Origin of the sequence: Mucilaginibacter kameinonensis (genome assembly GCF_003675385.1) — a bacterium.
Classification (GTDB): Bacteria; Bacteroidota; Bacteroidia; order Sphingobacteriales; family Sphingobacteriaceae; genus Mucilaginibacter; species Mucilaginibacter kameinonensis.
Window position 1 is genome coordinate 178402 of sequence record NZ_RCWZ01000007.1, and the last position, 12320, is coordinate 190721.

Below are 12320 nucleotides of genomic sequence, written 5' to 3' on the forward strand. Positions count from 1 at the left end.
GCAACGCCTTATACAATGCAGATACACCAATACTTCGTTTATATTTTAACAAACAAAGCTAATACGGCATTATACGTAGGTGTATCGAGTGACTTACATAACAGGATATTAGAGCACAAGGGAAAGATATATAAAGGATATACGGCTAAGTACTCGTGCGATAAATTAGTTTACTTTGAACAGTTTCAGTGGATAGATAATGCTATAGCCAGAGAAAAACAATTAAAAGCAGGATCGAGACAAAAGAAAATTGATTTGATAGTAGCGACTAATCCATCTTGGGGAGATTTAAGTATCGACTGGTATGATTAATCTGTATAGTTGTAATGCATTGACTACGAGATTGCCACGCTTCGCTCGCAATGACATATTTTTTTAATAATACACAAAACATCACCATATATGAATTACAAATTATTGGGCCGCTCGGGCCTTAAAGTTTCTGAACTATGCCTCGGGGCTATGGGCTTCGGTACCGAAGGTGGCTGGGGAGCCGAAAAAGATGCCAGCTTTGCCATTATGGATGCCTTTGCCGAAGCAGGCGGCAATTTTATTGATACAGCCAACGTGTACAAACTGGGTACCAGCGAAAAGATCATCGGCGAATACCTTGGCAATCATGATCGCGATTATTTTGTGCTGGCCACCAAATACACTTTAAAAGATAATACCACCAATCCCAACGCGTCAGGCAACAACCGCAAAAACATGATGCGGAGTGTGGAGGAAAGTCTAAAGCGCTTAAAAACTGATTTTATCGATGTGCTGTACCTGCACATCTGGGATAACATCACCCCTATTGATGAAGTGTTGCGTGGCCTGGACGACCTGATTAAACAGGGTAAAGTAACCTATGCAGCTATCAGTGATACCCCAGCCTGGGTAGTATCAAAGGGAAACACCCTGGCCGAACTGATGGGCTGGAGCCAGTTCATTGCTTTACAGGTTGAATATAGTTTACTTGCCCGCACGGCCGAGCGCGAACTGATCCCGATGGCGAAACACTATAGCATGACAGTTACCCCCTGGGCCCCGCTGGCCGGCGGTGCTTTAACAGGCAAATACCTGCGTGGCGAACAAGGCCGTGTGAAAGCTGAAAGTAACCGTCGTAACAACAGGGCGCAAACTATCACCGAAGCCGTTGTTGACATAGCTACAGAGCTTGGTGTGTCCGAAAGTCATGTTGCCCTACAGTGGATGATGGACAGGGATTTCAGCTGTATCCCCATCGTAGGTGCCACAAAAATTGATCAGCTAAAGGATAACCTGAAAGCAATTGATACCAAACTATCTCCCGAACATTTTAAAAAGCTCAACGAGGTAAGCGCTATCGAATTGGGTTTCCCCGGCGATTTTTTCAATGAGGATGCTGTAAAAATGAACAGCTTCGGCGGGTTTTATGACAGGGTGGAGAAACGGTAATTACCCCTTGCCTTATATAAAAAATGTCATTTCGATAGAGCAAGGGCTGACTTGAGCATAGGGGCGAAAGAGAAATCTTATACACCATGTTAAGATGTTAAGCGTTTTACAGCATGGCGTATAAGATTTCTCCTCACCTCCCTGCTCTTACCCCAACAGGTTCGTCGAAATGACATTTTGATATTTATTGATGCCCTAAAACCGCTTCAAATAATTCTTGCTGATCAGTTCGCCATAAAGTATTCCGCTGTGCTGATCCATCGTAAACCATGGTGAGCCATATTGCAGCACCTGGATATTTTGTGCAGGCATAAAACTTTGCGCCAGTAAAAACTGCTTTTGATGGACTGCGTTTTCCGCCACATCCAGTACAATAAAACAATGCCCAGGCGAACCGCCGTGAATAAAGACATCTCCCGGCTTAAGATCATTGGAGTTTGACACCGCTTTTAGCTCCTTTTGCAATGATATAGTACCTGCATAGCTGAACACCAGGTTCATGTAATTTAAAAACGTTTGGTATGAATAATCGGGTTTGGCTTTTAAAACCCAATGGTCGTTTTTATAGCGATAGCCTTTGGCGTAGTGCTCATAGTCGCATTTAAAACCGCTAGTAAAGTTGAAAGAAATGTCGCTATACTTTTTTTGTTGATAAAGGTATTCGCCACGTAAGCGCATCACAGCATCGGCACATTGCTGAAGGTCCTGGTTACCCACACTCATATCGATTACGGCGGCAGTGTAAATGTCTGTCCGGGCAATATCCCCTTTATAAGTTTTGGTTGACGTACCAGCAGGTTTTAAGGGTAAAGCCTGCAGCCAGGCCCCGAAGCTACCGGGTGAAGCCATGATACGATGATAGCCTGCGGGTACTGCAAATCTTTTAACTACATTATCCGGAGGCGGGAGAATGTTTATATTCAAAAGCAGCAGCAGGCAGGCGATCATGGCTTTCATAGTGTTCGGGCTTTTTTTAACTGTTCATATGGATTAAAAGGTACGGGAATCCTGTCAACCAGTTTAAATTCCGAAAAATGCAGGTGTGTTGGCGAGCGCTTTTTATAAGCATTATAACCTGTACGGCCAACCTCTGCAATTTTCTGCCCCTGCGTAACATAGCTGCCAGGTTTAACAAAAATGGCGCTGTTATGGGCATAATAGGTAAAAACAGCCGCCTTAGGATGATAGATCCAGATGAACTTGCCGCCCCGCATATTACTGTTTGATTCCCATTCGTTACAGCAGGCTATCACCCAGCCATCGTCAACACTAAGCACATCAACAGGCTTACCGGTATGGTCATCAATATAGTCCTGGTTTTTATCATTAATAAAAATATCATGGGCGGGATGAGCGCCGTGTTTGTTTCCATCCAGATAACGGTAACCTTTATCAAAATAACCATTCCCGTGCGTGCCGCCTATCGCGCTGCTGTTATACCCTTTAAGCGGGAATACCCATTGCAGTTTGGGCTGAATGAATTCGGCACGCAGCATTTCAAGTAAAGCAATTCGTTTTAATACCATATCGAATTGTTTCTGCGCCTCCACTTTTTTTATGCCGCCGTTTAAAACCGCGTTATTAAAACTGTTGAATTTGGTAAAAGCAGCTGTATCGCGCTGGGCCAAAGCTCCGGTACTTATCAATAACAAAGAAAAAAACAGTATAAGTTTTTGCATAAGGTTTATAATCAACAACATTAACTAATAAACAGATAAAATATTGCTATCCTATCCGGATATCATATTTTAATTAAGTATTCAATAGGATATTAGGAATAGCGAAGATGTATGGCGTATACATCAGGGTCCTCTATGAGAGACCGTGATGGGACGTTTAAATATTGCTATCCTATCCGGATATCATATTTATTGAGCAACCCGGGCAAACCATGAAGCGAGAACTTCGCTTTCTTGATCATGTTGTCATCCGGATCAATAATGAAATTGTAGGAGGTACTCAGGTCGGCGTTTTTTAGGACGGTGCGACTAAAGAACGCGTTTTTAAGATTACAGTTATTGAACTTACAATCGGTCAGATCGGCTTCCGTCAGATCGGTTTCGATCATGGAGCAATCGGTATACGTAGCCTTCTTGTTCTTCTTTTTGTAAAACACGGCATTATCCAAAATGCAATCTTCAAAATGTACCTCGAATAAAAAGTCGTTGGCCTTGCCAAAGTTTACCCCGCTTATTTTGCAATGTTTAAAGCGGATATTCTGCAAACCAGTGTTGCCTAACTCTGCAAGGAGCAGGTTACAGGTATCAAACAGGCAGTCAACAAAAGTGATGCCTGCAAATTGAGCGTTAGAAAAATCGCAGCCGATGAATTTGCAGTTTTCGTAAGTGGTGCCGTTGAGTTGGCCTGCAGTTATTTTGGTAAAAGTTTGGTCTTCGAAGGGTAGGGTTTGCATGGTAGCAAATGTAAAGTTTAACAGTAACATGCCTCCGAGTAGCAAGCGATTTGAAGAAAAAATGTATGTTTGAGTTGAAACCTACTGTTGATTTTAACTTATTAGCCTTATCAATAAACATGGGAAACACCTATACCCAATTATATATCCATTTTGTATTCGCGGTAAAATATCGTGCATCTTTAATTGACGAAACATGGGCAGAAAGATTACGACAATACATAACTTCTATTGTTCAAAAACAAGAACATAAAATCATCGCCATTAATAACATGCCAGACCATCTACACTTATTTGTTGGCTTAAATCCTAACCAGGCAATTTCGGATTTGATAAGAACAGTCAAAAGTGATTCTTCTGAATGGATCAATAGAGAAAGATTAACGCACGGCAAATTTCAATGGCAGCAGGGATATGGTGCTTTTAGTCACAGCAGATCCCAAGTAAGTAAGGTTGCCAACTACATCGCAAATCAACAAGAGCATCATAAAAAGAAAACATTTTTAGAAGAATATCAACAGATTTTAAAGGATTTTAATATCGAGTTTGATGAGCGATACATTTTCAAATTGCCAGAATAAAATGCTTCATAAGTGGAGCTCCTATGGAGCTCTGAAATATCTGCGATAACATATTCTACAGACCTGTTGTCCCGCTGGGACAATCACAACGTAGAGATTGATTGGCTGCATTAGAAGTTAACAGCATGATTGGTTGCACCAGAGGTGCAAAGGTCTGTAGAAACAAAATAATGAAATTCTTAGTGTGCCGTAGGTACACAACTTCTAAAATGTGATTATAAATATCTATCCCCCATCACTGGCACAGCTATTGTTTTAACTACCCTGCATCAAAACTATACGCTATGAAAGCATTGAAGATAAAACTGGCCATGATGTTATTAGGCTTAACATTAGCTGTTACTGTCCCCGTATCGGCACAATCGTCCAAAGATACGTCATCAGCCACTACCAAAGCCAATGGCGCGGGTGCCGGAAACGGGGTGAGCCAGGGCGCACCCGGAACTGCCACTGTATCGGGTACAGGAACGGGCACTTTGCAGGATAGCGATAAAACCAGCGTACCCAGCGGCGATGCCGGCGTAAAACAAACTACCGACCAAAAAACGGTGAACCCATCGCAAGTGGCGGGCTATTGGATTTTGGGCGCTTTTAGCTTTATCGGCCTAATCGCGTTGATCTTCCTTCGCCGTACCCGGAAAGCCAATCCATAATTAGTTTACCTCAATGATCTTGATACCCCAGGGCTCCAGTTTTAAGCTGGCATCTTTGCTGATATTATCACCTGATAACAGCTCTTTGCCATTATTATAAGGATAGGTGAAGCTGGTTTCACTGGCTGAATAATTAAAATAATAATGTACCGTTTTACCACTCTGATTTACCCCTTGTTTGGTTACAATAGGCCAGGCTATTTGCTGATCGGCACCCCATAAGCCGATGGATTTTACCTCATTGGCAAGCAGTTTATCGGTAACGGCGCTGGTGGTGAGCGTACCAATATAGGTAGCTACGCCCTTACCATACTTGTTTTGGGTAATGGCTGCATACTTGGCCCAAACCGGGTGATCGTAATAAGCCAGCACTTTCGCAGTAGTTGGGGTAATCAGCTCCATCCAGGTGTTTAGCTTTTTATCTTCGGGTTTCAGGTTCCAGTCATCTGCTTTTAACGAGGCGTTGCTTGGTTCGGTAAACTGACTGTAGTAAATACCACAAGCCTCGTCAATAATGCCGGGCTGATGCGTGGTGCGCACTTTTACATTTTCATCGGCAAAGCCACTTTTACAGGTGTAAATGATATGGCCGCCGTTTTTAACATAGGTGTTCAGGCGTTTCAGCAGGCTATCGGGCGCCGCATAAAGCAGGGGCACTACGAGTAGCTTATAGTCTTCAATATTTTTGCTTGTTGGGTCTACAAAATCGCAGCCTACGTTCATATGGTAAAGGCCATCGTAAAACTGTCGTAACACATCATTATAGCCGGTTCGCGTTCCCCAGCCAAAGCCGAAAGCTTTAAAACCGGTGAGCGCTTCATTGCTGAACAGGATTGCTACATCGTTTTTCTTTTTCAGGTTGATGAGTTTACTGCTTAACCTGTCGAAATCTTTGCCTATCGTTTTAGCTTCGTCATAAACCGGATTAGGTTCAAGATCATGGCTTAACAAACCTTTCCAATAAGTTTCGGCAGAGTTATGGATAGAATGCCATGGCCAGTAGCTTACCATGTTGGCACCCGATGCCAGGTGACTAAAAGCCTGCAACCTCAGCTGACCAGGATATGGCACCCATTGTGGAAAACCCTGCGCTTCGGTTTCGATAGTAAGGTAGTTTTTGCCACCTTTCATAGAGCGGGCTACATCGCCCCCAAAAGAAATTTCCACGCCGGTAAGTTTGTCCTGGCTGGGGTGATAAATATCTATGCCTGCAATATCCAAAGCTTTGGCTGCTGCAAAGTGATCTACATCGGGCTGGATACCGAACGAATAACCGTGCCATTCCAGGTCGAAGTTTTGGGTGATAAACTGGTCGGGGCGTTTGTACTCGCGCACTATAGCGGCCTGCCATGCTAAATAATCGGTAACCAGCTGGCGCTGAAATTTGGCAAACTCCGATGAAAGACTACCATTAATGGTATTAACCATCGACGGAAAATCGTCCCAGTTATTAATGCGGTTGCTCCAGTAATCAAGCCCGAAAATGTGGTTAATGTTATCCAGTGTTTTATATTTCGCCTTCATGTAGTTAACAAACAGCGCCTGCACATTTGGCCCCGCCGTACCGTACGATTTGGTTTCGTTATCTACCTGGTAACCTATCACCGCCTTGTTATCCTTCACATGCTCCATTATTTTGCGGATAACCCGCTCAGCGTAAAAACGGTAATCTTTATTGGTGATATCCATATTTTGCCTTGGCCCGTACTGGTTTTGGCCAGATGGGGTGATAGCAAGTATTTCGGGATGTTTCTTAACCATCCATGTAGGTACGGCATAGGTTGGCGTACCTATAATAACGTGGATCCCGGCTTTTTGCATGGCGTTTAATACCCTGTCGATATGCGTAAAATCGAAAACACCGTCCTGCGGCTCTTCCGTGCTCCAGGTAGATTCGGCTATGCGCACCACGTTAATGCCGCAGGCTTTCATCATTTGCACATCCTTGTCCAGCCTTTCGTAAGGCATATATTCGTCATAGTAAGCTACCCCGTAAAGCAACTTATCCATTTTAGGATATTGAGCAAACGCAGACGCGGCAAAAACTATTTGCGCGATAACGAACAGCAGGTATTTCTTGTTCATAAAAAGCGGTATTTAAGATAATTGGCTTGTGCTGATGAAAGTACGAATTAATTGTATTTTTAACACACATTAATAAAATATTTTATGATGTGAAACAGATGTAGTAGTACACAACATTTTTATTGCTGTTTAAAAACTGATATTAGCGCCCTGTTGTAATACCATTATAACCTGTTAGTATCTTTTATGAAAACAGTTACCCGTTATCTGCTCATCCTGATGTTTTGCTGCGCGATGAGCGCCAATGCGCAACAAAAGCGCCTTACTTATTGTAACCCGCTTAACCTTGATTATGGTTATACCCCCTTTGAAACCTTTGCCGGTTGGGGTAAGCACCGCGCCACTGCCGACCCAACCATGACCCTTTTCAAAGGTAAATATTACCTCTTCTCTACCAACCAGTTTGGTTACTGGTGGAGCGATGACATGCTAAACTGGAACTTTGTTTACCGCAAATTTGTCCGCCCCTATAATGAAGTAAAGGGCGATGAGCTTTGCGCACCCGCTACATTAGTTTTGGGCGATACCCTGCTGGTGATAGGATCTACCTATAATAAAGATTTTACCCTGTGGATGAGCACCAACCCTACGCATGACGACTGGAAAGCCGCCAAAGACTATTTTAAAGTAGGTGCATGGGATCCCGGTATGTTTGCCGATGATGATGGAAGGGTTTATATTTATCATGGTTCCAGCAATACGCTGCCGCTTTACGGGCAGGAGATAGACAGGCATACCTTCGAGCCCATCGGCCCTAAAAAAGAAATGGTGAAGCTTAACCCCGAAGAGCACGGCTGGGAGCGCTTTGGCGAACATAATGATAATGTATTCCTGCTGCCATTTATCGAAGGCTCATGGATGAACAAGTATAAAGGCAAATATTACCTGCAATTTGGTGCTCCCGGCACCGAGCAAAGCGGCTATGGCGATGGCGTTTTTGTAGGCGATCATCCGCTGGGGCCTTTCACTTATCAAAAGCATAACCCATTCTCATACAAACCCGGTGGCTTTGCCAAAGGCGCAGGTCATGGTGCCACCTGGGCCGATAAGTATGGCAATTACTGGCATATCAGCACCATGGGCATCTCGGTAAAAAATAACTTTGAGCGCCGCATTGGTTTCTGGCCTGCCGGATTTGATCAGGATGGTGTGCTGTACAGCAACACTGCCTATGGCGATTATCCGCACTACTTATCCAACGGGCCCGAAGATCACCTGAAAAGTAATTTTACCGGCTGGATGATCCTTAACTACAATAAACCTGTCGAGGTTTCATCAACCCTTGATGCATATGCTGCCAACAACGCGGTGGATGAGGATATTAAAACCTACTGGAGCGCCAAAACAGCCAACAAAGGCGAGTGGCTCAAAACCGATTTGGGTGAGGTAAGCACGGTAAACGCCATACAGATAAACTATGCCGACCAGGATGCGGAGTTTATGGGGAAATCATTAGGCGTGTATCACCAATACATCATCTACTCATCGCTTAACGGCAAAACATGGCAGCCCCTTATCGACAAAAGCAAAAACCGTAAAGACGTACCTCACGATTACATCGAACTAAAAACCCCAGCCAAAGCCCGCTATATAAAAATGGTGAACCTGCACATGCCAACAGGTAAGTTTGCCCTATCCGGCTTAAGGGTATTTGGTAAAGGTGCCGGTGCCAAGCCCGATACCGTGCAAAACCTGATTGTGCTGCGTGGTGACAGCGAACGCCGCAATGCCTGGCTTAAATGGAAACCCAACGACAATGCCACCGGTTACACCGTTTACTTTGGCATAGCACCCGATAAGCTGTACAACAACATGATGGTTTACGGTAAAAACGAGTACTATTTTAATGGGATGGACAAAAGCCTGCCATACTATTTTCAGATAGAAGCGTTTAATGAAAACGGCATTTCGGCCAGAACCAAGGTTGTGAAGGTGGAGTAGTATTGACTCACCCCGACGTCGCTACGCTTGTCACCCCTCTCTGCTCCGCAAAGAGGGGATTTTAGTTTTTTACCTTCCTTACCCTCTTTCCGCCAAAGGCGAAGAGAGGGTGGCACAGCGAAGCGCAGGCCGGGTGAGTAAACTATGCGCCATATAAGATTATTGCTAAATTTAGCGTTATTCGAATAGCCTTCAACATAAGATACAATCCCCCCTATGCTAAAAACCATCCCCCTCATCCTCATATCCCTAATCCTCAGCATTACTGCCAATGCCCAGCAGGCTGATAGCACCCTGAAAAAATCGCCTGTAAAAACACTGAACGATAAACAGTTTACCCAACTAATTACCGGCGAGTATTTATTTGACGATATTGAACAGGTAGCCCGGCTTAACCATTACCCCATGCCCGATGCCGCTTTGAAGTTTAAGAAAGAGCTTAGTTTGAGCCCCATTCAGGTTACCAAAATCACCGCCCTTGCTACCGAACTCCACCGCAAACGGGTTGAGATGGGCAATTTTATAGTCACCAACGAAACCACCCTGGATAAGTTGATGAAAAAAGGAACGGATAACGGCAGCATTATATTTTACGCCAACCGCTCAGGATTGTATTATGGCGAGCTCCGGAATGCCATTTTACAGGCCTGTTTAAGTACGGGAAACGCCCTTGCGCCACAGCAAATCACCAAGTTAGAAACACTCAACGCTCATAATTGAAAATATACCATTTGATTTGCTTAATTTAGCGCCTCCAAATAAAGTGTATGAAGATTACGTTTGATTTTGAAAAACCACTGGCTGAGCTACAGCAGCAGATAGAGAAGGTGAAACAGGTTGAGGAAAAAAACAAACTCGACATGTCGGCAACTGTTGCCGAGCTGGAAGGCAAGCTGGAAGAAGCCAAAAAAGATATATACAACAACCTTTCAGGCTGGCAAAAAGTACAAATTTCGCGTCACCCCGAAAGGCCGTATACCCTGCAGTACATCGAGCTGATGTGCGATGATTTTATTGAATTGCATGGCGACCGTACCGTAGGCGATGATAAAGCTATCATTGGCGGCTTCGGCACGCTGAATGGCCAAACAGTAATGTTTATCGGTCACCAGAAAGGCCGTAACACTAAGGAGCGCCAGTACCGTAACTTCGGCATGGCAAACCCCGAAGGTTACCGCAAGGCATTAAGGCTCATGAAAATGGCCGAGAAATTCAACAAACCGGTTGTTACTCTGATTGATACCCCAGGAGCCTATCCTGGCTTAGAGGCCGAAGAACGCGGTCAGGGTGAAGCCATTGCCCGCAATTTACTCGAAATGTCTGTACTAAAAGTTCCTGTGATCTGTGTTATCATTGGCGAAGGTGCATCGGGCGGCGCGCTGGGTATTGGTATTGGCGACAAGGTACTGATGCTGGATAACTCCTGGTATTCTGTGATCTCGCCCGAAAACTGCTCAACCATCCTTTGGAAAACATGGGAAAACAAAGAACGTGCAGCCGAAGTACTTAAATTAACATCAACAGAGATGTTGAAGAACAAGCTGATTGACGGTGTGATCAAAGAGCCGCTTGGTGGTGCACACCAGGATCCTGTTGCTATGGCCGGTATCCTGAAAAAACAACTGCTAAAAGACCTCAAAACCCTCACAGAACGCAATATCGATGAGCTTGTTGCCGAGCGTATCGACAAATTTTGCTCAATGGGTGTGGTTAACGAATAAAATCTTTTTTTTTGATAGCAAGAGAGCTGCCCCTAAAAGGCGGCTCTTTTTGTTATAGGGCAGATTTACGTAGTGTCCTCCTACGGTATCCCGAGGCACGAAGCAATACTCTTCTCTAACGCGTCATTACGAGGCAAGACGGATCCTCTCTACCGCGTCATTGCGAGGCACGAAGCAATCGCAAACTGTACAGAGGGCTGCTCGTATAGCTGCTCTGCAAGTCGGGGATTGCTTCGTTCCTCACAATGACGTTGGTGAATCCTGGCTCGACGCGGCAATAACATAAAGGGAGGGTAGACAATGGCGACATGGCGGGGAGGTAGCAACTGGCCACACACTGGCCGCAATACCATTCCCCAAGCAGAAGGACATCTTACCGCCAATAAACAAGAAAGGCCAGCCAAAACCCGGCAGACCTTTTAAATTTTTTTGAACCAGAAGCCTTACTCTTTGGTTTTCTTTTTAGCCGGCTCAACATATTTCTCGCCGAGGGCTTCCAGTGCCGCAATAAGCTTCTTACGTTCTACAGCATTATCGGGCACGGTAGCCAACTTTTCGCGGCGGGCTTCCTCCACTTTACGGATCTTCTCGTCAAAAGCTTTGTTGATCTTATCAAGCTCGGGCGTGGTATCCAGTTTGGCTATTTCTAATTTAATTTGGGCTGCTAATTTTTCAAATTCCATGAGGCTATTTTTGGAAGCGCAAACATAAAAAAATGATTCTAAGTTATTATTACCACAATAAAAAGTATGTGTGTTAACTTGTAATTTTTGTTGGTTCGGTATGTATAATATCCTATCAATTTTATGGTACCCGATCATCAGTAAGTGTCGGGCAAAAACGGCAAAACAATCTATAATTAAATAATTGCAGGAGCATAGTAAGTTTTTCGGGTAGCACTATAGCTGCAAACGTTTATATAATAACACAAGCGGCATTTTGTGTGCCTGAGGCCAATGTCATTAAGTTAAGAGATTGACAGGCTGCACCAGAGGTGCAAAAGGTTTGTAGAAGCATTACCATTTGTCCGGGAATTATTAAATAATATAATGGGCGTTTCCTTCGGCCGGGCTATACGCTCATACGCCTGCAGGCCTTAAGCGCGGGCCGGTATCCGCTCCTATCCCTAACGCGGGCCTAAGGTGAATGGTTGAATGGAGAGTGGTGAGTGGTTGGGTTGCGCTGTTATAATTTAAAGCCCTATGTCATGCTGAACTTGTTCCAGCCCCCCACAGCACAGGTTGACGATTGGAATGGCACACGGCTCAACAGATGAGGTGTTGAAACAAGTTCAACATGACATTATCAGATGAGGTGAGGGGTGAGTAGTTGATTAGGTTAGATGGCGGTTATAGCTGTAGCAGTAGTAGGAATATGAAAGTATTTTAAACGCAAAAAGCCTTAGCGATTAGCTAAGGCTTTTGCAATGTTGCACCATTAAAGGTGATAAAGGGTGGCACCGACCTACTCTCCCACGTTTTACCGCAGTACCATCGGCTCTGGC

12 protein-coding genes are annotated in these 12320 nt (G+C 44.4%); 7 read left to right on the plus strand and 5 right to left on the minus strand.

Going from position 1 to position 12320, the window contains the following annotated elements:
* Positions 1-15: 15 nt before the first annotated feature.
* Both EAH55_RS29335 and EAH55_RS29340 read left to right on the plus strand, forming a co-directional pair.
* Positions 16-312 carry a GIY-YIG nuclease family protein gene (locus EAH55_RS29335; RefSeq protein WP_208644978.1) on the plus strand — a complete coding sequence of 99 codons (297 nt, stop codon included), beginning with the start codon at positions 16-18 and terminating at the stop codon, positions 310-312.
* A gap of 90 nt (positions 313-402) precedes the next feature.
* On the plus strand, positions 403-1422 hold the full coding sequence (locus tag EAH55_RS29340) for an aldo/keto reductase (protein WP_121812818.1): 1020 nt from the start codon (positions 403-405) through the stop codon (positions 1420-1422).
* Positions 1423-1617: 195 nt separating this feature from the next.
* Here EAH55_RS29340 and EAH55_RS29345 read toward each other — a convergent pair whose 3' ends face one another.
* The 3 genes from EAH55_RS29345 to EAH55_RS29355 form a co-directional block, all read right to left on the minus strand.
* Positions 1618-2379, minus strand: coding sequence for a DUF4846 domain-containing protein (locus tag EAH55_RS29345; protein WP_121812819.1), 762 nt, complete (start codon positions 2377-2379; stop codon positions 1618-1620).
* Positions 2376-3101 (minus strand): M23 family metallopeptidase, encoded by a 726-nt coding sequence (locus EAH55_RS29350; RefSeq protein ID WP_162997098.1) that lies wholly within the window; start codon positions 3099-3101, stop codon positions 2376-2378. The genes EAH55_RS29345 and EAH55_RS29350 overlap by 4 nt, the downstream gene beginning before the upstream one ends.
* Positions 3102-3268: 167 nt before the next feature.
* Positions 3269-3835 (minus strand): pentapeptide repeat-containing protein, encoded by a 567-nt coding sequence (locus EAH55_RS29355; RefSeq protein WP_162997099.1) that lies wholly within the window; start codon positions 3833-3835, stop codon positions 3269-3271.
* A gap of 119 nt (positions 3836-3954) precedes the next feature.
* Between EAH55_RS29355 and tnpA the strand changes: the two genes are divergently transcribed.
* Positions 3955-4416 (plus strand): IS200/IS605 family transposase, encoded by a 462-nt coding sequence (tnpA, locus tag EAH55_RS29360; protein ID WP_121812838.1) that lies wholly within the window; start codon positions 3955-3957, stop codon positions 4414-4416.
* 284 nt (positions 4417-4700) lie between these two features.
* Positions 4701-5069 carry a hypothetical protein gene (locus EAH55_RS29365; RefSeq protein WP_121812822.1) on the plus strand — a complete coding sequence of 123 codons (369 nt, stop codon included), beginning with the start codon at positions 4701-4703 and terminating at the stop codon, positions 5067-5069.
* On the opposite strand, the gene EAH55_RS29370 is transcribed toward EAH55_RS29365, so the two are convergent.
* Positions 5070-7154 (minus strand): beta-galactosidase, encoded by a 2085-nt coding sequence (locus tag EAH55_RS29370; protein ID WP_208644979.1) that lies wholly within the window; start codon positions 7152-7154, stop codon positions 5070-5072. It abuts the gene before it with no gap.
* 186 nt (positions 7155-7340) lie between these two features.
* Between EAH55_RS29370 and EAH55_RS29375 the strand changes: the two genes are divergently transcribed.
* The 3 genes from EAH55_RS29375 (at position 7341) to EAH55_RS29385 (ending at position 10816) form a co-directional block, all read left to right on the plus strand.
* Positions 7341-9095 carry a discoidin domain-containing protein gene (locus tag EAH55_RS29375; RefSeq protein ID WP_121812823.1) on the plus strand — a complete coding sequence of 585 codons (1755 nt, stop codon included), beginning with the start codon at positions 7341-7343 and terminating at the stop codon, positions 9093-9095.
* A 216-nt stretch (positions 9096-9311) separates the two neighbouring features.
* The gene (locus EAH55_RS29380) at positions 9312-9815 is read left to right on the plus strand and encodes a hypothetical protein (protein ID WP_121812824.1); all 504 of its coding nucleotides are present in this window, start codon (positions 9312-9314) and stop codon (positions 9813-9815) included.
* Positions 9816-9862: 47 nt separating this feature from the next.
* Positions 9863-10816 carry an acetyl-CoA carboxylase carboxyltransferase subunit alpha gene (locus tag EAH55_RS29385; protein ID WP_121812825.1) on the plus strand — a complete coding sequence of 318 codons (954 nt, stop codon included), beginning with the start codon at positions 9863-9865 and terminating at the stop codon, positions 10814-10816.
* Between the two features lie 443 nt (positions 10817-11259).
* Here the strand turns inward: EAH55_RS29385 and EAH55_RS31110 are convergent, their stop codons facing one another.
* A complete protein-coding gene (locus EAH55_RS31110) occupies positions 11260-11499 on the minus strand; it encodes a hypothetical protein (RefSeq protein ID WP_162997100.1) in 240 nt (79 codons plus the stop codon).
* Between the last annotated feature and the right edge of the window lie 821 nt (positions 11500-12320).

Excerpts from the sequence above, each read along its gene's own strand:
- EAH55_RS29335 (WP_208644978.1), top strand. The coding sequence starts at position 16 with ATGCAGATACACCAATACTTCGTTTATATTTTAACAAACAAAGCTAAT.
- EAH55_RS29340 (WP_121812818.1), top strand. The coding sequence starts at position 403 with ATGAATTACAAATTATTGGGCCGCTCGGGCCTTAAAGTTTCTGAACTA.
- EAH55_RS29345 (WP_121812819.1), bottom strand. The coding sequence starts at position 2,379 with ATGAAAGCCATGATCGCCTGCCTGCTGCTGCTTTTGAATATAAACATT.
- EAH55_RS29350 (WP_162997098.1), bottom strand. The coding sequence starts at position 3,101 with ATGCAAAAACTTATACTGTTTTTTTCTTTGTTATTGATAAGTACCGGA.
- EAH55_RS29355 (WP_162997099.1), bottom strand. The coding sequence starts at position 3,835 with ATGCAAACCCTACCCTTCGAAGACCAAACTTTTACCAAAATAACTGCA.
- tnpA (WP_121812838.1), top strand. The coding sequence starts at position 3,955 with ATGGGAAACACCTATACCCAATTATATATCCATTTTGTATTCGCGGTA.
- EAH55_RS29365 (WP_121812822.1), top strand. The coding sequence starts at position 4,701 with ATGAAAGCATTGAAGATAAAACTGGCCATGATGTTATTAGGCTTAACA.
- EAH55_RS29370 (WP_208644979.1), bottom strand. The coding sequence starts at position 7,154 with ATGAACAAGAAATACCTGCTGTTCGTTATCGCGCAAATAGTTTTTGCC.
- EAH55_RS29375 (WP_121812823.1), top strand. The coding sequence starts at position 7,341 with ATGAAAACAGTTACCCGTTATCTGCTCATCCTGATGTTTTGCTGCGCG.
- EAH55_RS29380 (WP_121812824.1), top strand. The coding sequence starts at position 9,312 with ATGCTAAAAACCATCCCCCTCATCCTCATATCCCTAATCCTCAGCATT.
- EAH55_RS29385 (WP_121812825.1), top strand. The coding sequence starts at position 9,863 with ATGAAGATTACGTTTGATTTTGAAAAACCACTGGCTGAGCTACAGCAG.
- EAH55_RS31110 (WP_162997100.1), bottom strand. The coding sequence starts at position 11,499 with ATGGAATTTGAAAAATTAGCAGCCCAAATTAAATTAGAAATAGCCAAA.